The organism is Pseudomonas sp. COR18 (assembly GCF_048568395.1).
GTDB classification, from domain to species: Bacteria; Pseudomonadota; Gammaproteobacteria; order Pseudomonadales; family Pseudomonadaceae; genus Aquipseudomonas; species Aquipseudomonas fuscovaginae_B.
The window spans coordinates 3,940,989-3,966,742 of sequence record NZ_CP183808.1 but is presented as its reverse complement, the minus strand read 5'-3'; the positions used below and the strand labels follow the sequence as shown (position 1 = coordinate 3,966,742).

At 64.7% G+C, this 25,754-nt stretch carries 27 protein-coding genes; 14 read left to right on the top strand and 13 right to left on the bottom strand.

The window, feature by feature from the left end:
- Window positions 1-40: 40 nt before the first annotated feature.
- The gene (locus tag ACM62G_RS18295; protein WP_419735297.1) at window positions 41-502 is read left to right on the top strand and encodes a DUF1456 family protein; all 462 of its coding nucleotides are present in this window, start codon (window positions 41-43) and stop codon (window positions 500-502) included.
- 123 nt (window positions 503-625) lie between these two features.
- Window positions 626-1,396 carry an SDR family oxidoreductase gene (locus ACM62G_RS18290; protein ID WP_419735296.1) on the top strand — a complete coding sequence of 257 codons (771 nt, stop codon included), beginning with the start codon at window positions 626-628 and terminating at the stop codon, window positions 1,394-1,396.
- Between the two features lie 34 nt (window positions 1,397-1,430).
- On the opposite strand, the gene ACM62G_RS18285 is transcribed toward ACM62G_RS18290, so the two are convergent.
- Window positions 1,431-2,528, bottom strand: coding sequence for a PLP-dependent cysteine synthase family protein (locus tag ACM62G_RS18285; protein ID WP_419737536.1), 1,098 nt, complete (start codon window positions 2,526-2,528; stop codon window positions 1,431-1,433).
- 295 nt (window positions 2,529-2,823) lie between these two features.
- On the opposite strand from ACM62G_RS18285, the gene nhaA reads away from it, so the two are divergent.
- On the top strand, window positions 2,824-4,005 hold the full coding sequence (gene nhaA, locus ACM62G_RS18280; RefSeq protein WP_273820229.1) for a Na+/H+ antiporter NhaA: 1,182 nt from the start codon (window positions 2,824-2,826) through the stop codon (window positions 4,003-4,005).
- Window positions 4,006-4,186: 181 nt separating this feature from the next.
- Here nhaA and ACM62G_RS18275 read toward each other — a convergent pair whose 3' ends face one another.
- Window positions 4,187-4,651, bottom strand: coding sequence for a glycine zipper 2TM domain-containing protein (locus ACM62G_RS18275; protein WP_010450521.1), 465 nt, complete (start codon window positions 4,649-4,651; stop codon window positions 4,187-4,189).
- A 176-nt stretch (window positions 4,652-4,827) separates the two neighbouring features.
- On the opposite strand from ACM62G_RS18275, the gene ACM62G_RS18270 reads away from it, so the two are divergent.
- Window positions 4,828-5,061 (top strand): hypothetical protein, encoded by a 234-nt coding sequence (locus tag ACM62G_RS18270; protein ID WP_419735295.1) that lies wholly within the window; start codon window positions 4,828-4,830, stop codon window positions 5,059-5,061.
- Here the strand turns inward: ACM62G_RS18270 and pdxH are convergent.
- From pdxH to dinG, 5 genes are all read right to left on the bottom strand, one after another.
- A complete protein-coding gene (gene pdxH / locus ACM62G_RS18265) occupies window positions 5,058-5,705 on the bottom strand; it encodes a pyridoxamine 5'-phosphate oxidase (protein WP_054056640.1) in 648 nt (215 codons plus the stop codon). The two genes, ACM62G_RS18270 and pdxH, sit on opposite strands and share 4 nt — an antisense overlap.
- Before the next feature lie 39 nt (window positions 5,706-5,744).
- Window positions 5,745-6,812, bottom strand: a complete 1,068-nt coding sequence (locus ACM62G_RS18260; protein WP_273820225.1) for an OmpA family protein — start codon at window positions 6,810-6,812, stop codon at window positions 5,745-5,747.
- A gap of 111 nt (window positions 6,813-6,923) precedes the next feature.
- A complete protein-coding gene (locus ACM62G_RS18255) occupies window positions 6,924-8,069 on the bottom strand; it encodes a serine hydrolase domain-containing protein (RefSeq protein ID WP_054061641.1) in 1,146 nt (381 codons plus the stop codon).
- Between the two features lie 146 nt (window positions 8,070-8,215).
- The gene (locus tag ACM62G_RS18250; protein WP_419735294.1) at window positions 8,216-10,579 is read right to left on the bottom strand and encodes a beta-galactosidase; all 2,364 of its coding nucleotides are present in this window, start codon (window positions 10,577-10,579) and stop codon (window positions 8,216-8,218) included.
- Window positions 10,580-10,717: 138 nt separating this feature from the next.
- Window positions 10,718-12,862, bottom strand: coding sequence for an ATP-dependent DNA helicase DinG (dinG, locus tag ACM62G_RS18245; RefSeq protein WP_054056636.1), 2,145 nt, complete (start codon window positions 12,860-12,862; stop codon window positions 10,718-10,720).
- Window positions 12,863-12,960: 98 nt separating this feature from the next.
- Between dinG and ACM62G_RS18240 the strand changes: the two genes are divergently transcribed.
- A complete protein-coding gene (locus ACM62G_RS18240; RefSeq protein WP_054056635.1) occupies window positions 12,961-13,425 on the top strand; it encodes a CopD family protein in 465 nt (154 codons plus the stop codon).
- A gap of 41 nt (window positions 13,426-13,466) precedes the next feature.
- On the opposite strand, the gene ACM62G_RS18235 is transcribed toward ACM62G_RS18240, so the two are convergent.
- Window positions 13,467-14,225, bottom strand: coding sequence for a collagen-like protein (locus tag ACM62G_RS18235; RefSeq protein ID WP_419735293.1), 759 nt, complete (start codon window positions 14,223-14,225; stop codon window positions 13,467-13,469).
- Window positions 14,218-14,496: a DUF1145 domain-containing protein gene (locus ACM62G_RS18230; RefSeq protein ID WP_273820221.1), complete on the bottom strand. Its 279-nt coding sequence runs from the start codon at window positions 14,494-14,496 to the stop codon at window positions 14,218-14,220. Before ACM62G_RS18230 ends, ACM62G_RS18235 begins: the two co-directional genes overlap by 8 nt.
- 174 nt (window positions 14,497-14,670) lie before the next feature.
- On the opposite strand from ACM62G_RS18230, the gene ACM62G_RS18225 reads away from it, so the two are divergent.
- Window positions 14,671-15,168 carry a DUF6231 family protein gene (locus ACM62G_RS18225; protein ID WP_419735292.1) on the top strand — a complete coding sequence of 166 codons (498 nt, stop codon included), beginning with the start codon at window positions 14,671-14,673 and terminating at the stop codon, window positions 15,166-15,168.
- A gap of 5 nt (window positions 15,169-15,173) precedes the next feature.
- Window positions 15,174-15,650, top strand: a complete 477-nt coding sequence (locus tag ACM62G_RS18220) for a YchJ family protein (RefSeq protein WP_273820219.1) — start codon at window positions 15,174-15,176, stop codon at window positions 15,648-15,650.
- A 6-nt stretch (window positions 15,651-15,656) separates the two neighbouring features.
- Here the strand turns inward: ACM62G_RS18220 and ACM62G_RS18215 are convergent, their stop codons facing one another.
- Window positions 15,657-16,160 carry a hypothetical protein gene (locus ACM62G_RS18215; RefSeq protein ID WP_419735291.1) on the bottom strand — a complete coding sequence of 168 codons (504 nt, stop codon included), beginning with the start codon at window positions 16,158-16,160 and terminating at the stop codon, window positions 15,657-15,659.
- Window positions 16,161-16,279: 119 nt separating this feature from the next.
- Here ACM62G_RS18215 and ACM62G_RS18210 point away from each other — a divergent pair, with 119 nt between their 5' ends.
- A complete protein-coding gene (locus tag ACM62G_RS18210) occupies window positions 16,280-16,759 on the top strand; it encodes an LEA type 2 family protein (RefSeq protein WP_273820217.1) in 480 nt (159 codons plus the stop codon).
- 7 nt (window positions 16,760-16,766) lie between these two features.
- Window positions 16,767-16,967 (top strand): SEC-C metal-binding domain-containing protein, encoded by a 201-nt coding sequence (locus ACM62G_RS18205; RefSeq protein WP_037006349.1) that lies wholly within the window; start codon window positions 16,767-16,769, stop codon window positions 16,965-16,967.
- Between the two features lie 186 nt (window positions 16,968-17,153).
- Here the strand turns inward: ACM62G_RS18205 and ACM62G_RS18200 are convergent, their stop codons facing one another.
- Window positions 17,154-18,542, bottom strand: a complete 1,389-nt coding sequence (locus tag ACM62G_RS18200; RefSeq protein WP_273820215.1) for an ATP-binding protein — start codon at window positions 18,540-18,542, stop codon at window positions 17,154-17,156.
- Window positions 18,539-19,249, bottom strand: coding sequence for a response regulator (locus tag ACM62G_RS18195; RefSeq protein ID WP_054056626.1), 711 nt, complete (start codon window positions 19,247-19,249; stop codon window positions 18,539-18,541). The genes ACM62G_RS18200 and ACM62G_RS18195 overlap by 4 nt, the downstream gene beginning before the upstream one ends.
- A 194-nt stretch (window positions 19,250-19,443) precedes the next feature.
- Between ACM62G_RS18195 and ACM62G_RS18190 the strand changes: the two genes are divergently transcribed.
- From ACM62G_RS18190 to ACM62G_RS18170, 5 genes are all read left to right on the top strand, one after another.
- A complete protein-coding gene (locus ACM62G_RS18190; RefSeq protein ID WP_273820214.1) occupies window positions 19,444-21,828 on the top strand; it encodes a TonB-dependent receptor in 2,385 nt (794 codons plus the stop codon).
- The gene (locus ACM62G_RS18185) at window positions 21,818-21,991 is read left to right on the top strand and encodes a hypothetical protein (RefSeq protein ID WP_273820213.1); all 174 of its coding nucleotides are present in this window, start codon (window positions 21,818-21,820) and stop codon (window positions 21,989-21,991) included. Before ACM62G_RS18190 ends, ACM62G_RS18185 begins: the two co-directional genes overlap by 11 nt.
- 28 nt (window positions 21,992-22,019) lie before the next feature.
- Entirely contained in the window at window positions 22,020-23,135 is a 1,116-nt protein-coding gene (locus ACM62G_RS18180; RefSeq protein ID WP_054056624.1) for an ABC transporter substrate-binding protein, read from the top strand.
- Window positions 23,136-23,289: 154 nt separating this feature from the next.
- Entirely contained in the window at window positions 23,290-24,360 is a 1,071-nt protein-coding gene (locus ACM62G_RS18175) for a FecCD family ABC transporter permease (RefSeq protein WP_419735290.1), read from the top strand.
- Window positions 24,357-25,139 (top strand): ABC transporter ATP-binding protein, encoded by a 783-nt coding sequence (locus ACM62G_RS18170; RefSeq protein WP_273820211.1) that lies wholly within the window; start codon window positions 24,357-24,359, stop codon window positions 25,137-25,139. The genes ACM62G_RS18175 and ACM62G_RS18170 overlap by 4 nt, the downstream gene beginning before the upstream one ends.
- A 16-nt stretch (window positions 25,140-25,155) precedes the next feature.
- Here ACM62G_RS18170 and ACM62G_RS18165 read toward each other — a convergent pair whose 3' ends face one another.
- A complete protein-coding gene (locus ACM62G_RS18165) occupies window positions 25,156-25,701 on the bottom strand; it encodes a cysteine hydrolase family protein (protein WP_054056621.1) in 546 nt (181 codons plus the stop codon).
- Window positions 25,702-25,754: the final 53 nt, after the last annotated feature.

Here is a 25,754-nt window from a genome sequence, read left to right as displayed (position 1 = left end):
CCGCTGCGGATACGCGGCGTCTACCCCCAGGACTGTCCCCATGATTCACAACGATGTGCTGCGCAGCGTGCGCTACATGCTCGATATCAGCGACGCCAAGCTCGCCGATATCATCAGGCTGACCGGTTTCGAAACCTCCAGGGCCGATATCGTCAGCTACCTGAAAAAGGATGACGAAGAAGGCTTCGTGCACTGCCCCGACGAGGTCATGGCCCACTTCCTCGACGGTCTGGTGATCTTCAAGCGCGGCAAGGACGATAGCCGCCCGCCGCTGCCGATCGAACTGCCGGTGACCAACAACATCATCCTGAAGAAACTGCGGGTGGCGTTCGAACTCAAGGAAGACGACCTGCACACGATCCTCAAGTCGGTCGATTTCCCGATTTCCAAGCCGGAACTGAGCGCGCTGTTCCGCAAGGTCGGCCACAACAACTATCGCCCTTGTGGCGACCAGTTGCTGCGCAACTTCCTCAAGGGCCTGACCCTGCGTGTACGCCAGTGACCCAGGCCGGCGCGGGCCGGCCGGTTCCACGGGCATGACGCGACATTCCCCGGGGCAATAATGGCTCCACTGGCCGAGTCCGGCGGCTAGGGTATGACGACCCTTTCCCGCTCAGGACTCGCCATGCATCCCTACTTTTCCCTGCAAGGCCGCACCGCTCTGGTGACCGGCGGCACCCGTGGTATCGGCAGGATGATCGCCAAGGCCTATGTCGAGGCCGGTGCCACGGTCTATGTCTGCGCTCGCGATGCCGAGGCCTGCCGGCAGACCGCCGCGGAGCTTGGCACCCTCGGCCGCTGCCATGCCCTGGCTGCCAACCTGGCCAGCGAAGCGGGCGTCATGGAACTGGCCACGCAGTTGGCGGGGCTCGTCGATCACCTGGACATTCTGGTGAACAACGCCGGCACCACCTGGGGAGCGCCGCTGGACAGCTACCCGGCCAAGGGCTGGGAGAAGGTCATGCAACTGAACGTCACGGCGGTGTTCGGCTGCATCCAGCAGTTGCTGCCTCTGCTGCGCCGGGCCGGGTCGGCAGAGAATCCGGCACGCATCATCAACATCGGCTCGGTGGCGGGTATCGCCTCCTTTGGGGAACAGGCCTACGCCTATGGCCCGAGCAAGGCGGCGCTGCACCAGATGTCGCGGATACTGGCGCGGGAACTGGTGAGCCAGCATATCAACGTCAACGTGATCGCCCCCGGGCGCTTTCCGAGCAGGATGACCCGGCATATCGTCGAGGACCAACAGGCCCTGGCGCAGGATTGCGCGCTGATCCCGATGAAACGCTGGGGCCGCGAGGAAGAGATGGCGGCGCTGGCCATCAGCCTGGCGAGCACCGCCGGAGCCTATATGACCGGCAATATCATCCCGTTGGATGGCGGGTTCAGCCTGTAGCTGATGGTTCGCGGCTGGCAACCGCCAGCCACCCTCAGATCCCCGCGCGCAGAACGCTCCCGGGCAATGCCTCGCCCCGCTCGACCGTGGCCGCCACCTGCTCGATCAGCTCACCCAGGGCATACCCCTGGGCCTTGAGCCAGGCCTCGTCGTAATAGGTCGTGGCATAACGCTCGCCACCATCGCAGAGAATCGCCACGATCGAACCGCTCTCCCCGGCCTCGACCATCTGCCGTGCCGCCATCAGCGCACCGATCAGGTTGGTCCCGCTGGAACCGCCGACCCGCCGCCCCAGGCGCCGTGCCAGGTAGTGCATGGCCGCCAGCGACAGGGCATCCGGCACCTTGACCATCGCATCGATGACCTTGGGCAGGAACGACGCCTCGACCCGTGGCCGGCCAATACCCTCGATCCGCGAACCGCAGTCCAGACGCAGGCTGGCATCGCCGCTCTGGTAATACTCGAAGAACACCGAACGCTCGGCATCGGCACACAGTACCCGGGTGCAGTGCTGGCGGTAGCGCACGTAACGGCCCAGGGTCGCGGTGGTGCCGCCGGTGCCAGGGCTGGAGATCAGCCAACTCGGCTCAGGATGCCGCTCGAAGCGCAACTGCTGGAAGATCGATTCGGCAATGTTGTTGTTCGCCCGCCAATCGGTGGCCCGCTCGGCATAGGTGAACTGGTCCATGAAATGACCGCCACTCTCGCGGGCCAGGCGTTCGGACTCGGTGTAGATCTGCGTCGGGTCCTGTACCAGATGGCTCTTGCCCCCATAGAAGGCGATCTGCGCGATTTTTTCCTGGGACGTGGTTGCCGGCATCACCGCAATGAACGGCAGCCCCAGCAGCCGGGCGAAGTAGGCCTCGGAGATCGCCGTCGAACCGCTGGACGCCTCGATCACCGGCGCTCCCGGTTTCAGCCAGCCGTTACACAGCGCATAGAGGAACAGCGAGCGCGCCAGGCGATGCTTCAGGCTGCCGGTGGGATGGCTGGACTCATCCTTGAAATACAATTCGATACCCGGCAGCCCGGGCAATGGCAGGGGAATCAGGTGGGTATCGGCACTGCGCTGGAAATCGGCCTCGATGATCCGGATCGCTTCCCGGGACCACTGTCGGTTATCGCTCATGATGGATTACTCGTTGTCACGGACACGCCCGAAGGCGCTGACGGGCTGGCGTCGCATAGCTGAAGGCCAAACCACGAAAAGAACAAGGTGAGAGATTCACCCGGCAGCTACTATAGGAATTTTCCTACAACCGGCACAGATACAGTGAGGACGCATTTGCACAGGTAACTGCTAGGCTGCCATGAGTTGATTCCCCAGCTTTCTGGTTATCGCAAATAGAAATACAGGTTCTGCTTTAACAACTCAGGCTACGGGTTTGGGTGTCCCACCTTTTGACTTCATCGATGGAGGGCGAACCTTGCCCCTGCGTAGCACTTTCACACGGTTCTTTCAGTTGGAAGCCGCCAGCGGTCTGTTATTGATTGCCGCTGCAGTCCTGGCCCTGATTATCAACAACTCACCGCTGTCGCACCTGTACAACGGCTTCCTGGAGGTTCCGGTGGTCGCCCAGGTTGGCGCCCTGAAGATCGCCAAGCCGCTGCTGCTGTGGATCAACGATGGCCTGATGGCGCTGTTCTTTCTGCTGATCGGCCTGGAGGTCAAGCGTGAGGTGCTGGAAGGCCATCTGTCCAAGCCTTCGCAGGTGGTCCTGCCGGGCGCGGCGGCGATTGGCGGCATGGTGGTGCCAGCGCTGATCTACTGGCTGATGAACCGGGAGAACCCGGCGGCACTCGATGGCTGGGCGATTCCCATGGCCACCGATATTGCCTTCGCCCTCGGTGTACTGGCCCTGCTGGGCAAGCGTGTGCCGGTGTCGCTGAAGCTGTTCCTGATGACCCTGGCGATCATCGATGACCTCGGGGCGATCATTGTCATCGCGATGTTCTACTCCGGCCAGTTGTCGGAGCTTTCGCTGCTGCTGGCGGGTACCTGCCTGCTGGCCCTGATCGCGATGAATCGCCTGAGGGTGATCAATCTCGGCCCCTACCTGATCATCGGCCTGATTCTCTGGGTCTGCGTGCTCAAGAGCGGCGTCCATGCGACCCTGGCAGGCGTGACCCTGGCGTTCTGCATCCCGCTGCGTACGAAGAACGCCGAGCCGTCACCCCTGCTGAACCTGGAACATGCCCTGCATCCCTGGGTGGCCTTCGGCATCCTGCCACTGTTCGCCTTCGCCAACGCCGGTGTATCGCTGGTGGGCATCAGCCTGGAGAGCTTCACCCATCACGTACCGATGGGGATTGCCGCCGGCCTGCTGGTCGGCAAGACCATCGGGGTATTCGGCCTGACCTGGCTGGCGATCAAGGCCGGCATGGCGGCACTGCCCCAGGGCGCCAACTGGGGCCAACTGCTCGGTGTGGCGGTCCTCTGCGGGATCGGCTTCACCATGAGCCTGTTCGTCGGTTCCCTGGCTTTCATCCCGGGCAGCAGCGACTACGCCGGCATGGATCGCATGGGTATCCTCACCGGTTCGATTCTCGCGGCAGTGATCGGCTACGTGGTCACGGCCATGGCCAGCCGGCGCAGCGCCCTTCCATAGGAACATGGCTTGCCATTGCAAGAGCAGACTCACCCTGTGGGAACCTGACTTGCCATCGCCGGAGCAGATTTGCTCCTACAGCGGCAGGCGCCGTGAGGGAGCGGACCGGTACGCTCCGGACAAAAGAAAACCCCGGCCAGGAAACTGGCCGGGGTTTTCTGTTACAGCCTGATCGCAGGGATCAGTGGGAAACGCGGCTGGTACCACCGACGGTGGAGATACGCACACGCTCGCCTACACGGAAGATCTCGTTCGGCGCCACTTCCTGCACGTAGGCACGCAGGCTGCCGTCATCTTCACGTACGGTGATTTCCACGCCCTGGGTCTTGGTCAGGCCCTTTTCAGCCATGTTGCCCAGAACGCCACCGGCCACCGCACCGATCACCGCGGTGACGATACTGCCGCGGCCGCCACCGATGGCGCTGCCGCCAACACCACCGACGATCGCACCGGCACCGGCACCGATTGGCGAGTTGGTGCCTTCGATCTGGACCGGACGCAGGGATTCGATGGTACCCAGGCGGATGGTCTGTACGCGACGGGCCTCATCACGGGAATAGGTATCGCCGGTCAGGCTGTTGGTGCAACCACCGAGCAGCATGGCCATTGTGGAGAAGGAAGCAATCAGCAGAACAGACTTACGCATGGGAGGCAGCTCCAAAAGGACATTGTTCAATTAAACTCCGCGGCTTGACCTCTGTCACGACAGCCTGCGGATAAAATGGCTTTCATTCAGCGCCAGTACAGACTCGGCGCACATCAGAAACGGGCACAGGGTAGCGCGCTTTCAAAACACCCGCCCCGCCTGCCACAAGGACCGTCATGGATTACTTCATCATCGCCATCACCACTGCCGCCGGTTTGTATTTCCACGGGTGGCTGTATGTGAAAACCAGACGTTGGATGGATCGTGACCTCGCATTATCTCTTGCGGCAGACAACGAGGCACGAAAAAAGTTCATGCTGCAGCGTCTCGAGGATGCCAGGAAGCAGAAGGTCAAGCGGCCGGATCTGCAGCGTTGGCTGGAAGCCGCCGCTGCAGAGTTTCCGGGTTAGGGAGCCAGGCGCGAACGCGTCCAGCCATTGCCCGCCAGGCGATAGTCGAGGCGGTCATGCAGGCGGCTGGCACGGCCCTGCCAGAACTCGATGCGTTCCGGCAGCAGGCGATAGCCGCCCCAGTGCTCCGGACAATGCGGCTGGGTATCGCTGAACCGGGCCTGGGTAGCCTGAAGCAGGCCTTCCAGTTCCGCACGGTCGGCGATCACCCGGCTTTGCGGTGACGCCCAGGCCCCCAGGCGGCTACCCAGCGGGCGCACCTGGAAGTAGGCATCCGATTCCTCTGGCGAGACCTTGACCACTCGCCCCTCGATCCGCACCTGGCGCTCCAGGGTCGGCCAGAAGAACGTCATGGCCGCGAACGGCCGCGCCGCCAGGTGCCGGCCCTTGTCGCTCTCGTAGTTGGTGAAGAAGGTAAAACCTTGTTCGTCCAGACCCTTGAGCAACAGGATGCGGCAATGTGGCCGACCGTCCTCGTCGACGGTCGCCAGGGTCATGGCGTTGGCCTCCACCGGTGCCTGTTCGGTCTTCACCGCCTCGGCGAACCACTGGTGGAACAGCGCGAACGGCTCGGCCGGGGCCTGGGCCTCGGTGAGGCCATCGCGGGTGTAGTCGCGGCGCATATCGGCCAGGGCTTGGGTCATGGCGCTTTCCTTTTCAATCCAGGATCGGTCGGTCGCGAATCAGTTCTTGGCCGAGCTGTCGGCTGCCGCGTCTTTCTTCGCCACAGTCGCCTTGGCTGGCGCAGCTTTCTTGGCCGGAGCCTTTTTCGCCGGAGCCTTGGCCGGAGCTTTCTTGGCCGCGGCGGCCTTGCCCTTGGCGGCTGAAGCCGGTTTCTTGGCTGCCGGAGCCGCTGCCGCAGGCTTGACGTCCTGGGCGGCGACCATGGTCGCCGGCACTGGAGCCGGAGCCGGGATGCTGTACTTGCTCAGCAAGGCCACCATAGTGTTCTGCGGAGTCAGGATGATTTCCATGCGACGGTTCAGCGCACGCCCTTCATTGCTGTCGTTGGCCGCACGTGGCATCACCGAACCCATGCCGCGCAGGATCAGGCGATCACGCTGCAGGCCGCTGAGGCGGAAGATCGCCGCGATGGACTGGGCACGTTGCTGGCTCAGGGACTGGGCAGCTTCGGTACCCAGGACGTTGTCACCATGGCCCAGCACCAGTACTGCGGTTTGCGGGTCGGACTCGACTGCCTTGGCAACCTTGGAGAACGGGCCAAGGGTGATGGGCAGCAGCATTTCCGGACGCTTGGGATTGTAGAAACCGTCGATCGGGGCCACCACCACCAGCACGTTCTCGCGGCGTTCCAGCTTCAGCGAAGTGTCCTGGATAGCGGCGCGCAGGCGCGGCTCATGGTCGTCGAGCCAGGCCTGGGTGATTTTCGGATCAGGCATCGGCACGGCCTTGACCGGCGGCTGGTCGGCATCCTTGGCCTTGCTCGAGCCGCCAAACGGCCACCACCAGTGGGTTTCCGCAGGAGGCGTCGGGTTGGTCGCGGCAGCGACGGCAGTCGCCAGTGGCACCGGCTTCTCGTCAGCCTTGGCAGCGGCAGGTGCTGCTGCCTTGGCGTCCTTGGCCGTCGCGGGAGCGGGCGCGCCGGTCGAAGCCTGGGCAGCGTCCTTCTCGGCCACCTTGTCCGAAGAACCGAACGACCACCAGTGGCCGCCATCTGCATCTTGTGGAGTTTGTGCGCAACCGGTGATGGTCAGGCAAAGGGCCAGGGCGAGGGACTTGTTAGATGACATTGGAGATCCACAAAATGAAGTAGTAGTTACAAGGGCCCTAGGGCCGTATAAACAGACGTTTCGAAAGCAGAAAAGCCACAGGGTTCCGACCTGGGGCTTTGCGCACGCATTCTACAGACAGCCGGCCAGAATCCGTACCAGCTTCTGGGCCCGCGGGTCCATCAGAACGTACGGGCCCAGGGTGTTGGTGACGAAACCGAAGGCGACATCATGCTCCGGATCGGCAAAGCCGACCGAGCCCCCTGCCCCCGGATGCCCGAAAGCCCTGGCACCGAGGCCGAACGTGGCGTTGGCGACATCCGGCTGGTCCAGCATGCAGCCCAGGCCGAAACGGGTCTGGGTCAGCAGGGTCCGGTCCATGCCCAGGCTGTGTTCGCGCGTCAATTCGTCGAGCATTTCTCCTTCCAGCAGGCTGCCATCGAGCAGGCCGCTGTAGAAGCCGGCCAGGCTGCGCGCATTGCCGTGTCCATTGGCCGCCGGCTGCTGCATGCGCCGCCATTCCGGTTTGTTGGTGCTGGTCATGATAGACGGCGGATTGGTGAATGCACGAGTGGTCATCGCCGTCGGCTCGCGCATGGTCACCTGCAGCAGCCGCTGGGCCGCCGCATCACCGACATTGCCCTTGCCCCGGGCGATGTGCGCCACCCGGTGGAATTCCTCATCCGGCAGGCCGACATGGAAATCCAGCCCCAACGGACGCGCGATCCGCGCGGCGATGGACTCGCCCGGGCCGCGGCCGTCAGCCCGGCGCAACAGCTCGCCGATCAGCCAGCCATAGGTGATCGCCGCATAGCCGTGGCCGTCACCGGGCGTCCACCAGGGCGCCTCGGCGGCCAGCGCATCGACCATCACCTGCCAGTCGTAGAGGGCTTCCGGTGCCAGCAGCTCGCGCAGGGCCGGCAGGCCGGCCTGATGGCAAAGCAGCTGGCGCAAGGTGATGTGCTCTTTCCCGGCGGCGGCGAACTCGGGCCAGTAACGGGCAACCGGCACGTCCAGCTGCAACTTGCCCTCGGCCACCAGTTGCAACGCAGCGACGGCGGTAAAGGTCTTGGTGCAGGAGAACAGGTTGGCAATGGTGTCACTGTGCCAAGCCTCGGCACCGTCCTTGTCGGCGGTGCCGGCCCAGAGATCGACCACGGTTTCCCCGCCGATCTGGATGCAGAGCGCGGCGCCGCGCTCCTGGGGATCGTCGAAGAGGGCCGCGAACGCCTCGCGAACCGCCTCGAATTGAAGCTCGAAATGACCCTGAATCTGCACCCTTGAATTCCCCCGGGCAAACGCCTGACAAAGTGCGTGCATTGTTCCAGCGATTGTCGGGTTTGGGAACAGACACGGGTCGAACGGTTCTCACACCCGTCCTGTAGGAAAAGACGCCACTGAGTCGGCCCAGGGCGTCTTTTCGATCAGTGGCCGTTGCCCGAGTGTCCGCCGGCATGCCCGGCGGCACCCGAGCCGGCGCTGCCGGAGCGGCCCTTGCCGCCACTGTCGTCGTGGTCGATGCCCTTGGCCGCCTTCTGCTGGGCGTCGACCTTGGCTTTCTCCGCGGCCTTGCCCAGCAGCTCGATGGCCTGCAGGTTGCTCTTGCGCACGCTCTCGACGAAGCCCTGGAACGGCACGTCGGTGATACCCACCAACCCGAAGTGACCGTTTTCACCATCGAGCAGGCGACCGGTCACCGGCTGATCGAGATACTGGAACCAGTGCACACCGACGATCGACGGCTCGTTCACCGCCTGCCTGATGAAGTTGGCGTAGGCCGGACCACGATCCTCTTCCTTCGCCACCTCGGTCACCCCGCCCCAGAACGGGCCACGATCACGCGAGCCGAAGTTGAATTCGGTGATCAGCACCGGCTTGTCCAGCGCCTTCAACTGGTCGAAGTCGTAGCCGTCGCGGGGTTGCAGGGTATAGAAGTTGAAGCTCAGCACGTCACAGTACTGGGCACAGGAGGCCACCGCCTCCGGCGTACTGACGGCAAAGCGTCCGCCCAGCAGCAGGTGGTTGGGGGCGTGCCACTTCAGCGAATCGGAGATGGTCTTGAAGTAGGTATCGGCAAAGACCTTCTGGAAATACTTGAGGTCAGCCTCGATTTCCGGGTGCTCCGGGTTCGGCAGCGGCGCCTCGAAGCCCGGGTCCTCCATCTGCTCCCAGGTCGGGATATCCACACCCCAGGCCTTCGACAGCCCCTGCTGGTTGCGATACTTGTCGCGCAACTGCTTGAGGAACGCACGTTTGGCGGCCACGTCGGTGGTCAGGCGCAAGGTGCCATAGGCCAGCGCATAGCGGGATTTCGGATCGTCGCCAGGGCCGGCCCAGGCCAGCTCGTTGTCGGCGAAATAGCCCACCAGCCACGGGTCGTCGCGATGATCGCGGGCAGCGATGGCGACTGCACGCTCGGTCGCCATGGCAAAGCGCGGGTCGAACGGGTCGGGCATACCGCCCCACCAGTCGTTACCGGTGCTGATGCTGGCGTAGTCACCGACGATCGACAGCGGCAGGGTGTAAGGCACGCGGTCGTTCAGGCCCAGGGCCGGATCGCTCCAGTTGCCGATGGTGTTGAAACCCCAGGCCTGCAGTCGGTCCAGCGTGTGCGTCTGCCAGCGTTTGGCATCGAAGCCTTCGGCGCACGGCGGCTTCGGCTCACCCTCCTTGGGCTGGACGCAAGGCTTGCCGTAGGTGCGTTGCAGGTTGGCACCATAGAAGTCGAACCAGCGTCCACGGTTGAATCCACGTCCGGCGTTGGAGGCCAGGGCGACGCTGTTATCGCCCTGGCCGTAGTAGGCGGCCAGGGGCTCGCCGTCCCTGGGCAGGTCACCGAACATCCATTCACGCCCCTCGACATAGGTCTGCTGGTCGCTGGCGCTGACCGTATTGACCCCGAGGGAATAGAACGGATGGCCTTCCGGCGTCACCAGATACCAGCGCCCGTCATGCTTCTCGGTACGGAAAAAACCCGTGGCGTCGAAGCCCGGGCCCTTGGTCCAGCCACCGAACTTGTCCAGGCCGTTGCGTTCACGCTCGGCCAGCCAGCCCTTGAGCTGTTGACCCTCGCGGTTGGCCGCACTCCTGAGTTGCTCATCGGACGTGACCTTCTCCGGCCACCTGGCGCGGTTCGACTGGCCGTAGCCATCGACCAGCGAGCTGTAGGCGGCCTTGATCACATCATCGCCGTTCTGCACGCCAAAGCGCTCCAGCAGGATGTTCTGCGCCACTTTCGGCTTGTCCATCGACAAGGTCACCGACACCACCTGCTTGCGGTCCAGCTCACCGACGCTGCTGGCCAGCAGCACCCGCTGGCCATCCACGCTCAGGGGCATCGGTGGGCCGGCGCGCATGCCCTGGCTCAGCGGCGAAAAGGCCTGCAACGGCACCAGCAGGGTCTGTGCCGGGCCGGCCGGCAGGTCGACGCGACTGGTGAGGGTCTTGCCGTCGTTGCTCTGGATCGTCACGTTGAGCGTCAGCGCCCAGTCCATCGCACTCTGGATGCGCAGGCTCATCACCCCGGACTGCGACCAGTCCCACGCACCGCTCTGGGGCGTCAGACGCAGACTCGGTTGCGCCGTCGGGGTGAAGGTGACGCGACGCAGCACCTCGCCCTCGGCTGTCTGTTCGGCGTTGGATTGCGGCAGATCCGTACCATTGGTCACCACCTGCACCACATCGGCGGGGCGAACGAAGTTGAACAGGGTCTGCTGGCCCGCAGGCGCGGCCAGCAATGGCGCGGCGAACAGCAGAGCAAAAACGGTGGGCAGCGTACGGCGAATCATTTGAATCCAGTTCTCCCTATCGGCCAGTCAACGGCCTGCGTGGCGCCGGGCTCTGCACGAAAGCGGCTGGGCAGTTTCGTGCGGCCCTCGAAAGCGCCCTCCATAGACAACGAAATAGGCGATTTAACCTACGTCACATCAAGATATTTCACGCCGGAACGGTGGCAAGGCATTGAGGATAGCCTTCCCGTAGCGCTGAGTGACCAGGCGCCGGTCGAGCAAGGTGATGATCCCCCGGTCCGCCTCGGTGCGCAGCAGCCGGCCACAGGCCTGCACCAGCTTGAGCGAGGCGTCCGGCACGGCGATCTCCATGAACGGATTGCCGCCACGGGCCTCGATCCACTCGGCCAGCGCCGCCTCGACCGGATCGTCCGGTACGGCGAAAGGAATCTTGGCGATCACCACGTGTTCGCAATAGGCACCGGGCAGGTCGACCCCCTCGGCGAAGCTCGCCAGGCCGAACAGCACGCTGGAATCGCCAGCGTCGACCCGCGCCTTGTGCTTGTTGAGGGTTTCCTGCTTGGACAGGTTGCCCTGGATGAACACCTGGCGGCGCCAGTCGCGATCCAGGCCGTCGAACACGTCCTGCATCTGCTTGCGCGAGGAAAACAGCACCAGCGAACCGCGGGAGCCTTCGACCAGTTCCGGCAGATCGCGGATGATCGCCGCGGTATGGGCGGCGGCATCACGGGGGTCGGCCTTGAGATCCGGCACCCGCAGCACGCCGGCATCGGCATGGTGGAACGGGCTCGGTACCACTGCCGTCACCGCGGTCTTCGGCAGGCCTGCACGCATGCGGAAACGATCGAAGGTGCCCAGGGCGGTCAGGGTCGCCGAGGTCACCAGGGCGCCGTAGGCCACGTTCCACAGGTTACGGCGCAGCATGTCCGCAGCCAGGATCGGGCTGGCATTGACCTCGATGTCGAACAGCGCACCACTTTCGGCCAGGGTCAGCCAACGCGCCATCGGCGGGTTGTCCTCGGGGTCCTCGGTGGTGAACGCGGTCCACAGTTCCCAGTTGCCCTGGGCGCGGGACAGCAGGCTGCCGAACAGCGGATACCATTCCTCGGCCTGGCTGCTGGTGATGCCGATGCTGACCTCGCCGTCCATGCCTTCCTTGAGCAGGTCGGTCAGGCGGGTGAACAGGTCGTTGAGACGGGCGAAGCCCTTCTTCAGCTCGATACCGATCTCCCGAAGGTGCTCGGGGATCACCCCACCGACAAAGCGATGGCGCGGCCGTTCGCGGCCTTCCATGTCCTCGCCGCTGCGGAAGTCGGCCAACTGCTCGCAGGCGCTGAACATGAACTGCTGCTGGGTCTTGATCTCCCGCGCCAGCTCCGGGACCTGTTCGATCCACTTGCCCAGGTCACCCGGCAGCGGGTGCTGGGCCAGCAGCTTGGTCAGGTTCTTGGCAGTCTGCTCCAGCCAGTCGGCGGTCGAACGCAGGCGGGTGTAGTGGGCGAAATGGCCGATGGCCTTGTCCGGCAGGTGATGGCCTTCGTCGAACACGTACAGGGTGTCACGCGGGTCCGGCAGCACCGCGCCGCCGCCGAGGGCGAGGTCGGCCAGCACCATGTCGTGGTTGGTGACGATCACGTCGACCTTGCCCATGCCTTCGCGGGCCTTGTAGAAGGCGCACTGGCCGAAATTCGGGCAGTGGCGAGTGGTGCACTGGCTGTGGTCGGTGGTCAGCCGCGCCCAGTCGGCGTCTTCCAGGGCGGTGGGCCAGCTGTCGCGGTCGCCGTCCCATTTGTTGCCGGCCAGTTTCTCGATCATGCTGGTGAACAGCTTCTGGCTGGCCTCATCGACCTCGATCTTGAAGCCTTCCTCCTCGAACAACTGGGCCGTGGCGGTTTGCGCATGGCCCTCCTGCAGCAGCATGTCGAGCTTGGACAGGCACATGTAGCGCCCACGGCCCTTGGCCAGGGCGAAGCTGAAATTCAGCCCGCTGCTGCGCATCAGGTCCGGCAGGTCCTTGTAGACGATCTGTTCCTGCAGCGCGACGGTCGCGGTGGCGATCACCAGGCGCTTGCCGGCGGCCTTGGCGGTGGGGATCGCGGCCAGGCTGTAGGCGACGGTCTTGCCGGTACCGGTGCCGGCCTCGACCGCCACCACCGCCGGCTCGCCGTCGCGACGGCCTTCGGCGTCGGTGTCGATATCGCCGAGGACCTTCGCCACTTCGGCGATCATCAGCCGCTGACCATAACGCGGCTTGAGGCTCTTGGCTTCGAGGAAACGCGAGTAGGCGCCCTGGATCGTGGTTTTGAGTTCGGTGCTGATCATGATTCTTCGGGCGCGAAAAACGCTGGATAAATTTTCAGTGGTTCGAATGGCCGCTATCATACCCCGCTAATTCATCCCGCGCCGAACGGAGTGCCCGAATGACCGTTTTTGCTCTCGCCTACACCTTGCATCTGCTGGCGGCCCTGATCTGGGTCGGCGGCATGTTCTTCGCCTGGATGGTCCTGCGCCCGGCGGCCATGGCCGCACTGGAGGGGCCGGCCCGCCTGAAATTGTGGGTCCAGGTGTTTCAGCGGTTCTTCGTCTGGGTCTGGATCGCGGTGGCGGTTCTGCCGATCAGCGGGGTGGGCCTGCTGCAACTGCGCTTCAGCGGGTTCGAGACGGCGCCACGTTACGTGCAGATCATGATGGGGCTATACATCGTGATGTTGGCACTGTTTCTTCGTATCCAGTCGTTGCAGTTGCCGGAACTGCGCAAGGCGGTCGAAGCCGGGCAATGGGCCGAGGGAGCGGCGGTACTGGGAAGGATTCGGCGGCTGGTGGGCGTCAATCTGCTGATCGGCCTGGCGCTGGTGGCGATCGTCGCGGCGCGGCCGATGTTCTAGACGGGCTTGCAGGGGCGCCCGACCGGCGCCCCTCAGGCGTCCTAAAGCCGCTGGATGGTGACACTGCCCGCCTCGCCCTGGGGCCCTGGCTGCCCGGCCAGGCCAGGTCGGCCAGGCTTGCCAGCCGCCGTGTCATAAATGAAGCAGCCCTTGGACTTGCCACCCGCCCCCGGGCGTCCCGCCGCTCCCGCCGGGCCACCGGCTCCGCCATCGACCTGAACCTTGATCTGTTCGGCCGGGTAGTCTCGCGGCAACTGCAGGTGGACCTGCGCCCCCGGCGCACCCTGGCGGCCATCTCCGCCATTGTCACCGTCCGAGCCGCGTCCGGCACTGCCCCAGGTGCAGCCCGGCTCCGCGCCGTTGGCCCCATCGAGCCCGACATAACCCGGAACGCCGGTCCCGCCACGGGCATCCACCGACAACAGCGGCCCTTTCAGCACGTCGATCCGTACATTCAGGTTCCGCCCAGGCAAGGGCGCCTTCTGATAGGTACCCGGAGCACCGCGAGCGGTGATCTGGCTGCCACTGTCGAGTTCGGCGCGTACGGCCTTGAGCTCGAAAGCCTGCTCACTGGGCACGATGGCGATACGCGCCTCGCGTCCGAGGTGCAACTGACCCACTTCCAGACGGGTGATGCCCGCAGGAACCAGCAGGGTGCCGTTGTCGGCCACCTCCAGGCGTTCCAACTGCAGGGAACTGGTATTGCCCGGCAGACGCAACACGGAATGGGACTCGACACTGACGACCTGGGCGAACGCCAGGGGACTGCACAGCGCTGCCAGCAGGCAAAGACTACGCATGGCTGGCCTCCTCACGGGATGGCAGTGGCAGAACCTGCACGTGGAACATGCCGAATATCAGGATCTGCGCCCGATCACGCCAGGGATGGGCACGCTCGCGCAGGCTGCCGTTGAACAGCGCCACTTCCAGCAAATGAGTCAACAACAGCAGGCTCCCGGCCAGATTCACCAACAGGCGGAACGGACTGATCAGCGGGTTCACCACGTTGACCAGCACCACCAGCCAGAACAGCAGCGTCAGGACTTTCCCCAACCCCCAAAGCACCTTCATACGCCCCTCTCGTGAATTTATTCTTTGGGCGCACAGTAACGGCTTGCACAGGCAATTTGCCAGTGGGCTGGAGAAATTATTCTCCAACGGTAGCTTTGCCCGCCGGTTCGACGAAATTCATCGATTCAGAGCGGCCTATCCACTAGTCTTTACAGTCCTGATTGAGGATTTTCGATGATCGAGAGCATTTCTTCCCGCACGCCCCAGCAAGCCCTGGCCGCACTCCTGGACCGCTATGCCCCGCAGACCCTGCTGCTGGTGGGCGCGAGCAGCTTTCCGGCGCTCGAGGCCTTCCAGGCGGCGCACCCGCAGACCCAGGTCGCCTTCGCCGGGCCGGGTGCCCTGCCGGCGGAACTGGCGGCACGACGCTTCGACCTGGCCCTGGTGCTCGACTGCCTCGAACACCTGCCCAAACGTGCCGGCCGGGAACTGCTCGGCGGTATCCGCAACCTCAATGCCAGCCGCATGGCGGTGCTGGTGGACATGCCGGCCGCCGACTGGCAGGACAGCGACTTCTTCGCCCTGGCCCTGCAGAGCAGCGAGCGCTTCCAGCGCGACCAGCAGGTACTGACCCTGTTCACCTACGACCTGCGTGAATACAAACAGGTCCCGGACTGGCTCAACGCCAAGTTCTGGGCCAACCCGGAAAACTTCGGCAAATACTGGTGGTGACTCCCGTGAGCGTATCCATTTGCCCCTGCGGCAGCGGCAATTTGCTGGACACCTGCTGCGGCCATTATCACGCCGGTCATCCGGCGCCCTGCGCCGAAGCGCTGATGCGCTCGCGCTACAGCGCCTACGTGCTGGGCCTGGTCGATTATCTGGTGGCGACCACCCTGCCGATCCAGCAGGGCGGCCTGGACCGCCAGTCCATCGCCGAGTGGAGCGCACAAAGCACCTGGCTGGGCCTGGAGGTGGAGGGCGCGGAGGTGTTCGGCGGCCAGCCCGAGCACGCCTTCGTGACCTTTACCGCCCGCTGGCATGACAACGGCGGCGAACATAGCCATCGCGAGCGCTCCGCCTTCGTACAGAATGCCGGACGCTGGTACTTCATCGACCCGACCGTGGCGCTCAAGGCCGGGCGCAACGACGCCTGCCCCTGCGGCAGCGGGCAGAAATACAAGAAGTGCTGTTCGAGCTACCTGGCCGGCTGAGGCCGCTCAACACAGTTTCAGGTGGGAGGTGTCCGGCACCGCAGGTGCGGCGGGTGCCGGGATCTGGCCCATGTCGCTGCCCACCGGCGCCACGCTGAACGCCGACAGGTCGAGTGCCGGCGCAGCCGGCACGGGCCTCGGGTCCTGCATGTCGCTGCCGACCTCGGCCAGCGCATAGTCCGGTGCATCGACCTCGCTGAACGCAGCCATGTAGGCATCACGTGGCACCACCCGGGCACGGCCGGCCGGCTCGGGCACAGCGCCCGGCTCGACCGCGTCCACCTGCATCGCCTGTACCTCGACCCGCGCCCCGGCCCGCTCGATGGTCGAACGGTACTTTTCGGCAGCCGCCGCATCGAGGTTGTTCTTCAATACCAGCCGGCGCCCGGAGAACAGCCGTTCGATGCGCTGGGCATCGGCCTGGAACAAGCGCGCCAGGTTGCTGCGCACCTGCTCGGCGGGGGCACCGGGAAGCAGCTCGCCACTGAAGACAATCTCGTAAAGGCTCATGACCGTGCTCCTGTCCACCGGCTCGATCCGTTGCCGGCCGGTCTTGAGTATGGACCAGGAAGTTTTACCGCCACAACCGGCGGGTAGCCGGCTAGACTGGGCTTCGAGAGGAGGAAGCCATGCACCCAAGGACACTCGCTGCGTTCGCCCTGCTGGCCGCCCTGGCGCTGTCCGGCTGCACCTCCTGGCTCGATGCCGGGCCGCGGGACCCCGAGCTGAGCGTGGTCCGGGTGGAACTGGTCAAGGCCACGCTGCTGCAACAGAAGTTCAAGCTGCACTTTCGCCTCGACAACCCCAATGACAACACCCTGACCGTGCGTGCCCTGCATTATCGGATCTATCTGGACCAGTGGCTGCTGGCCGAAGGCGACTACGACCGCTGGATGACCGTGGAGCCCAACAGCCGGGCGTTTTTCGTGGTGCCGGTGCGAACCAACCTCTGGCAGTACATGAAACCGCTGGCCAAGCGCCTGGAAAAACTCGGCAAGCCAATCCCCTATCGATTGGAAGGCACCCTGGAAACCGGATTATTCATCGGCTATGACGTGCACCTGGAGCACAAAGGCGAGATAATTCCCGGCGATCTTATTTCGGAGTAGTTCCAGCATGACCCAGCAACCTCACGTCCATGGCCCTGATTGCAACCACGATCATGATCACGCGCACCACGATCACGGCCACGTTCACGGCCCGCACTGCAACCACGCGCACCAGGAGCCGGTCCGCAACGCCCTGAAGGACGTGGGCCGCAATGACCCGTGCCCATGCGGTAACGGCAAGAAATTCAAGAAGTGCCACGGCGCCTGAGACCCCGGGCATCGCTGTTGTGGGTGGCGGCCGGGCGGCATACCGCTGGCTGGCGATAGCATCCTCGCGAACGCTGCATCAAGGCGCGCAATGGCCGCCTTTGGCGGATAGCCAGCAGGCCGGCCCCACAGGTGATGCAGCTCGCCCCTCAGGCACGGATCAGTGCCACGGCCAAGCGGTTTGCACCTAGTCATCGCGCCGCTCGAACGCCAGCGTCACCTCCAGCCCGCCGCCCTCGCGATTGCGCAAGATCATCCGGCCACCATGGGCCGCCGCGATGGTATGGGCAATACTCAGCCCCAGGCCATAGCCGCCAGTTTTCGCATTGCGCGAGCCCTCGACCCGATAGAAAGGCTCCACCACCTGCTCCAGCAGCGCCTCGGGAACACCCGGGCCGCGATCACTGATGATGATCCGCAGTTGTTGCGACTCGTCCTCGATCCGCACCACCACCTCGCAACCATACCGCACCGCATTCTCCAGCAGGTTCTGCACGCAGCGCTTGAGGCTGCGGGCATAGCCGGGCAAGGGCCGTTGCGCCCAGCCCTCGACACGGATCGGCTCGCCGATATCCTCCAGGTCGGCCTGCAGGCTGCGCAGCAGGGCATTGATATCGATGTTCTGGCGTTCCTCGTTCACTTCCCCGCTGCTGACGAAATCCAGGGTGCTGGAAACCATGTGTTCCATGTCCTCCAGGTCCGTGCGAAAGCGCTCCTTGACCTGGTTGTCCTCCAGCAGTTCGGTGCGCAGGCGCAGCCGGGTGATCGGCGAGCGCAGGTCATGGGAAATCGCCGCGAGGAAGCGGGTGCGCTCGGCGATGCTGGCGATCAGTTGCTGTTGCATGACGTTGAAGGCCTGGGCCGCGCGTCGCACCTCGGTCGGCCCGTCCAATGGCAGCGGCGGTCGGCGGATGTCCCGGCCCAGCGCCTCGGCGGCCTTGGCCAGGGCGTTCAGCGGACGGATCGCCAGGCGCACCGCCAGCAGCGCAATGATCACCACCACGACGATCCGCAGCAGATAGATGCGCATCACGTAGTCGAACAGCAGGTCCAGCGGCGAAGTGCTGGTCCAGCCCTGTTCCTCCCTGGCTTCCACCAGCAGCCAGCGGCCATCCGGCAGGCGCAGGTCGATCAGGAAGCGGCCGATCGCCGGACGGGCACCGAACAGCGTGGACAGGCCGGCGATCTGCCCCTGCTGATCCACCACCGACAGTTGCAGCAGACGCAGGGTCTGCGAGTAACCGGTCTTCTCCGACAGCACCTTGTTCAGCAGCCGCTCGGTATCCAGGTCCTTTTCGCTCAGGCGGCTGGGGATACCACTGGCCTGCTCGCTCAAGGTCAGGTGGAAGTTCGGCGAGTCGATCAGCTCGATCAGGCTGTCCGCACGCTGCGGATCAAGATGCGATAGACGGACGATATTGGCCAGCCGGGTGGCGATCAGGCGGGTGGGAATCTCCAGCACCTGACTGTGGCGCACGTCGTACCAGATGCTGCTGGTGAGGATCTGCGCCGCCAGCATGCCGGTCACCAGGATCAGCACCAGCCGACCGAACAGCGAACCCGGCCACCATCTCACGACTGGGGTTCCACATCGGTGGCGGTCAGCATGTAGCCCTCGTTGCGCACCGTCTTGATCAGGCTCGGCTCCAGTTGCTGACGCAGGCGGCTGATACACACGTCGATCGAGCGGTCGAACGGCGTGCTGTCTTTTTCAAACACGTGGTTGAGCAGAAAATCCCGGCTCAACGGCCGGTTGGGATGCTGCAACAGCAGGCGCAGCACACGGAAATCGGTATTGCCCAGGCTGATCACCAGTCCCTGCGGAGACAGCAGTTGGCGGGCCCGGGTATCCAGTTGCCAGCCGGCGAAGCGAATGGTCGGCACATCGTCGATCCGCGCCCGCTCGGGAAAGCTCTGGGCCCTGCGCAACACCACCTTTATCCGCACCAGCAGCTCCCGGGGGTCGAACGGCTTGGGCAGGTAATCGTCGGCACCCAGTTCAAGGCCGAGGATCCGGTCCACCAGAGTGCCACGGGCGGTCAGCATGATCACCGGGATGTTGGAGGTCACCCGCAGTTCGCGGCACAGGCTCAGCCCATCCTCCCCCGGCAGCATCAGGTCGAGGACGATCAGGTCGATGACATTCAACTCCAGGCGCCGGCGCATCTCCTTGCCATCGCAGGCGGTAGAGGTCTGATAGCCGGCGTTGGTCAGGTACTCGGACAGCAACTGACGGATTTCCGGATCGTCATCGACGATCAACAGGTGATCTGGCTTGCTCATGAGGAAAGGTCGTATCCGAAAAAAGCTACGAGATAGCCGAAAGTTCTCGGCCTGTAGAAATGAAATGTAATGGAATATGTTGAGAAGCGTTTGTATGCGGTTCCAATACAAAGAGCGCCCCGTCCGCCGAGGCGGGCTCTTTAGACTACCGAATCTAAATAAGATTGATTTTAATTTAGCACAGGTTGTCCCGCATGCCATCGTCGCCCCAACCCTCCGCCTCCCGTCTGCAACCCCTGTCCCTGCCCGGCACCCTGGCACCGGTGTTCGGTCTGATGGCCATGGGCGCGCTGCACCCCGCCATGGCCCGGGAGACGGAAACCCCTGGCGTCCTGACCCTGCCGGACCTGAAGGTCGAGGGCGAGTACAATTCGCCGTTCAAGGTTGACCGCGCCAGCTCGGCCAAGCTCAGCCAGCCGCTGCTCGACACCCCGCAAAGCGTCACCGTGGTGCCGCAGCAGGTGCTCAAGGAGCAGAACGCCCAGACCCTGCAGGAAGTGCTGCGCAACGTACCCGGCATCACCTTCATGTCCGGCGAAGGCAACCTCGGCTGGGGCGACCTGTTCTCGATCCGCGGCTTCTCTTCGGAACAGAGCTTGACCGTCGACGGTGTACGCGATGCCGGCATGTCGACCCGTACCGACACCTTCAACCTGCAGCAGGCCGAAGTGTTCAAGGGCACCGGCGCCATCGAGTCGGGCATCGCGGCGGTCGGCGGCAGCGTCAACCTGGTCAGCAAGGAAGCCCACCTGGGCGACAGGAACAAGCTCTCGGTCGGCGTCGGCAGCGACAACTACCGCCGCCTCACTGCAGACCTCAACCATGAGTTGAACGACACCACCGCCGTGCGTATCAACCTGATGCGCCACTACAACCAGGTGGCCGAGCGCGACGATGTCGACTACGACCGCTGGGGCCTGGCCACGTCCCTGGGGATGGGCCTGGGCACGCCGACCCGGGTGCTCGTCGATCTGTTCTACCAGAAAGACGACAACACCCCGGACGGCGGCCTGCCGATCCAGCGCGGCACCCATGGCGACACCATGCCGGGAGTGAAACGCTCCAACTGGTACGGCGACTCCAGCCTCTATACCCAGCAGACCGAAACCCTGTCGCTGACCGCGCGCCTGGAGCATGATTTCGACAACGACGCCAAACTGAAGAACCAGATCCGCTGGGAACGCACCGACAACTTCGCGGTACTGTCGCCGGCGCGTTTCTTCGCCGCCAGCGCCAACGGCCAGAAAACCTGCACCGGTACCCGCTGCGCGACCCTGGGCTACACCGGCGTCGGGACGGTCGGCCAGGTACCCGGCTCGACGGTCAATGCCTACCCCGGCCATGTCGCCAATGGCGATACCGCCTACGGCATCCTGCGCGGCTCCGACTTCGGCCAGTCCAAGCGCTACACTATTCTCGACAACCAGACCGACTTCAGCTTCGGCTTCAACACCGGCAGCGTGTCCCACGCGGTGGTCAGCGGCCTTGAGCTGTACCACGAGACCTACGGTGGCCTGAAGCGCAACGCCGAAGTACCCGCCGGCGACATGTTCTTCGACATGGCCGATCCGCAGCACGACTTCGCCAGCACCTGGGTGACCAAGGGCGAAGGCGAACCACGCTCGATCATCGACAACGCCGGCCTCTACATCGGCGACACGGTGACCCTGAACGATCAGTGGCAGGTGCTCGGCTCGCTGCGCTACGACCACTGGCGCGCCCAGACCACACAGCGTGGCCAGGCCGATATCGACAGCAGCGACGGCGCCGTGAGCGGACGCGCCGGCGTGGTCTACAAGCCACTGCCCAACGGCAGCCTCTATGCCTCCTACAGCGAGGCGGCGGAACCATCGGCAATCGGCGCCTCGACCAACAACCAGATCTACGGCGCCTCGAGCACCACCCAGTACTCGCCGGCCAAGTCCAGGACCTACGAAATCGGTACCAAGTGGGACCTGCTCCACGACCAGGTGAACCTGACGGCCGCGCTGTTCCGCACCGAGCTGGAAAACTCCTGGGAATACCAGAGCGGCGAAACCGCACCGGTGCGGGCCCTGCCGGCCAAGCGCGTCGACGGCGTCGAACTCGGCCTGCAGGGCAACATCACCCCGCAATGGACCGTGTACAGCGGCTTCTCCGCCCTCAAGAGCGTACAGACCAAGGGTGCCAACAAAGGCGCCGAGGCCAAGAACGTTCCGGACCTGACCGCCAACCTGTGGACCACCTACCAGGTCACCGAGGACCTGAGCCTGAGCTACGGCGCCAACTACGTCGGCCGTCGGCGCTACAGCGACAACAAGTATGTCGGTGGCCTGAACAACAACAGCAGCTATGCCACCGGGCCGGCCGGGGTCTACGCGGTCTACGTGAAGGACGACGAAAAGGCACCGAGCTACTGGCTGCACAACCTGGCGGCGCAATACCGGATCAACTCGCAAACCCGGGTCAACCTGAACCTCAACAACGTGTTCAACACGTTCTACTACAGCCAGATCGGTGCCTCGCTGGACGGCTTCCAGCTGTACGGCATCCCCGGTGCCGGCCGCACGTTGACGGCGAGCGTCGACTATGAATTCTGATTCTGAGGTCTCTACCCGCCGCTGTTCGACCGCTGAAGACAGCCTGCCGCCGGGCATGGATGTGGCGATCCGGCGCCTGGGTGCGCAACACGCCGATGAACTGCCGCTGCGACAACCGAGCGGCGCTTACCACACCCCGTTGCGGCGCTGGAGTGACGTCTGATGCGCCGCCTGCCCCTGGAGAAATCGTGATGATCAAACCCCGTGCGCTGTTGCGCCTGAGTGCCCTGTTCACCGTTCTGCTGCTTGGCCCCGCGACGGCGGCCTCGGCCCATGAAGTCACCGACGTGCTGGGCCGCAAGGTGGATGTACCGGACCACGTCCAGCGCGTGGTGCTCGGTGAGGGCCGGCTGATTTCCGCCTTCGCCCTGCTCGACCGCGAGGCGCCGTTCCAGCGCATCGTCGGCTGGCAGAACGACCTGCGCCTGCTCGACCCGCACACCTATGCGGCCTATGCCGCCAGGTTCCCGAAGGTCAAGGACATCCCGTTGATCGGCCAGGCCTCGGAGCAGAGCGTCAGCGCCGAGGAAATCCTCAGCCTCAAGCCCGACCTGGCAGTGTTCAGCATCTCTGGCCACGGCCCGACCGAACACAGCCCGGTCGCCGATGTGCTGGCCAAGGCCGGTGTCGCGGTGCTGTTCGTCGACTTCCGGATCAACCCGATCAAGGGCACCCACGCCAGCCTCGACGCCCTCGGCCAGGCCCTCGGTCGTCAGGCGCAAGCCAAGGCCTACCTGGACTTCTACGACCAGCACCTGAAAGCCATCACCGACCAGGTCGGCAACCTGCCGGACAGCCAGCGGCCTAAAGTTTTCCTCGAACTGCTGGCCGGTGCCTGGCAGGCGCCGGGGCATACCACCGGCAAAAGCGGCATGGGTGAAGTAATCCGTACCGTCGGCGGCGTGAACATCGCCGAAGGCGTGGTGCCGGGTGCGCTCGGCGACATCAGCGTCGAGTACGCGCTCAAGGCCGATCCGGACCTGTATGTCGCCACTGGCAACCACAAGCCGGGCCTGGTCCTCGGTGCCGAGGTCGGCCAGGACGAAGCCCGCGCGGCCTTCGACACGGTGCTGGCGCGGCCCGAGTTCAAGAACCTGCGGGCGATCCGCACTGGCAACGCCCACGGCCTGTGGCATGACTTCTACAACTCGCCGTACAACCTGCTGGCGATCGAAGCTCTGGCCAAGTGGATTCACCCGGAGCTGTTCGCCCGGTTGAACCCGCAGGACACCCTGGATGCGATGAACAAACAGTTCCTCGACACCCCGCTCAAGGGTGCGTACTGGATCGACGCGCAAGCCAAGTAACCGCCTTGACCCCTGAGGAAAAGGGCCTCCCGGCCCCACACCGCCCTGGAGGAGCGGGTTTGCCCGCGAAGCTTTTGAAGGCCTCACTGGCCGCTTCGCGAGCAAGCCCGCTCCTACAAGGCGGTGAGACGATGCCTGGGCCCAACTGATCGTGATGACCACATCCCTGAACGCTTCGCCCCTGGACCTGGCCACGGCCAGCCAGGGTTATCGCCGCCTGCTGTTGCGCCGCCTGTGGTTATTGGTGCTGCTGGGCGGCGCCCTGCTGTGCGCGATGCTCGTCGACCTGGCCAGCGGTCCTTCCGGCCTGGGCCTGGCCGCGCTGCTCGACGGCCTGCTGCACCCCGACCACCTGAGCCTGACCGACCAGGTGATCGTCTGGAACGTGCGCCTGCCCTACACCCTGATGGCCGTGCTGGTCGGCTGCGCACTGTCGCTGGCCGGGGCGGAAATGCAAGCGATCCTCAACAATCCGCTGGCCAGTCCGTTCACCCTCGGCGTGTCGTCGGCGGCAGCCCTGGGCGCCTCGCTGGTGATCGTGTTTCCAGTGACCACCGCCTGGCTGTCGAACAACACGGCGATCTCCCTCTCGGCCTTCGTCTTCGCCGCCGCCTCGGTGTTCCTGCTGCAGGCCATGTCGCGGCTGCGCGGCGCCGGGGTGGAGAGCCTGGTGCTGTTCGGCATCGCCCTGGTCTTCAGTTGCAACGCGGTGGTGGCGCTGCTGCAACTGGTCGCCACCGAGGACGTGTTGCAACAGCTGATCTTCTGGACCCTGGGCAGCGTGACCCGGGCCAACTGGGACAAGCTGGGTATCCTGGCGCTGGCGATCGCCCTGGTCATGCCCTTCTCCTTCGCAGCCGCCCCGCGCCTGACCCTGCTGCGCATGGGCGAGGACCGTGCGATAAGCTTCGGTGTCGATGTGAAACGCCTGCGCTTCGCCTCGCTGCTGCGCATCAGCCTGCTGTCGGCGACGGCGGTGGCCTTTGTCGGCACCATCGGCTTCATCGGCCTGGTCGGCCCGCACATCGCCCGTATCCTGGTCGGCGAGGACCAGCGTTTCCTGCTGCCGGCCAGCGCCCTGGTCGGCGCCCTGCTGCTGTCGCTGTCGTCGATCGCCAGCAAGCTGATCATGCCCGGTGTGGTGGTGCCGGTGGGGATCGTCACCGCCCTGGTCGGCGTGCCGATCTTCGTCGTGCTGGTATTCAAGCGTGGGAGGCAACCATGAGCGAGCAACCACAAGGCCTGACGGTCGAACATGCGGTGATCGGCTACGGCCGCCGCCAGGTGGTCCGCGGCCTTAGCCTGCCGGCTTTGCAGCCGGGCACGCTGACCGCACTGATCGGCCCCAACGGGGCCGGCAAGTCGACCCTGCTGCGCGGCATCGCCGGCCTGGAAAGCATGAGCGGCGCGGTGCGCCTGAACGGCGAGAACCTGGCACGCCTGTCGGTGGCGGAACGCGCCCGGCGGGTCACCTACATGCCGCAGAACCTGCCACCGGGCCTGAGCCTGAGCGTGATGGAAAGCGTGGTCGCGGCCTTGCGCGTCGGCCGGCTGTCGCACCAGCAATGCCTGGATGAAGCCTTCGACGCCTTGCGGCGCATCGGTATCACCCATCTGGCCGACCAGTGGCTGAGCAGCCTGTCCGGGGGCCAGCGGCAACTGGTCAGCCTGGCGCAACTGATCGCCCGCCGGCCGCAGGTGATGCTGCTGGACGAACCCACCAGTGCCCTGGACCTCAACTACCAGTTGAAGGTGATGGCCTGCGTGCAGTCGCTGGTGCGTGAACACCGCTTGATCGCCGTGGTGGTGCTGCACGACATCAACCTCGCCGCGCGGTATGCCGACAACCTCGCGGTCCTGCGCCAGGGGCAACTGTTCGCCAGCGGCGAGCCGCAGGCGATCCTCGATACGCGCCTGTTCGCCGAGGTCTATGGCGTCGAGGCACGGATCGAGCGCTGTTCGCGACAGACCCTGCAGATACTGGTGGATGAGGCAATGGGCTGATCCCTCCTGCCGGGGCCTAGCGCTCCATCACCTCGGCCGCCGACACCACCGTCGCGTACTCGCCATGCAGGTTGCCCAGGGACATGGCATGCACCTCCTGGGCAGTGCGCATCTGGCCGAAAAAATCCGCCTTGTCGAAGGTGTAGCACGCATCCTCGACCACCCGGGTGGCGAAGCCAAGATTGCCCGCCGTACGTGCCGTCGCTTCCACCGAGTTGTGGGTCGCCACGCCGACGATCACAAGCTCACGGATTCCCGCCGCCTGCAAACGGGCTTGCAGCCCGGTGGCGCAGAAGGCATCCGGTACATCCTTCTGGATCAACCACTCCCCCGGCCACGGCCGAAACCGCTCCTGGAACTCGACGCCCGACTGACCGGGCCAGAACACCGATTCCGACGAACGGGAAAGATGCTGCACATGCACCACCGGCCAGCCCCGCTCGCGCCAGTGCTGCAGCAGTTCGGCGATCCGCTCCTCGGCTGCGGGATTGTTGCGTGGCCCGAGCCGCGGCTCAAGGATACCCTGCTGCTGGTCGATCACGATCAATGCCGCCCTGTCCATCGTCTTGCTCACTCCCCTTGCGCCAGGAACCGCCAGGATCGCACAAAACCGCA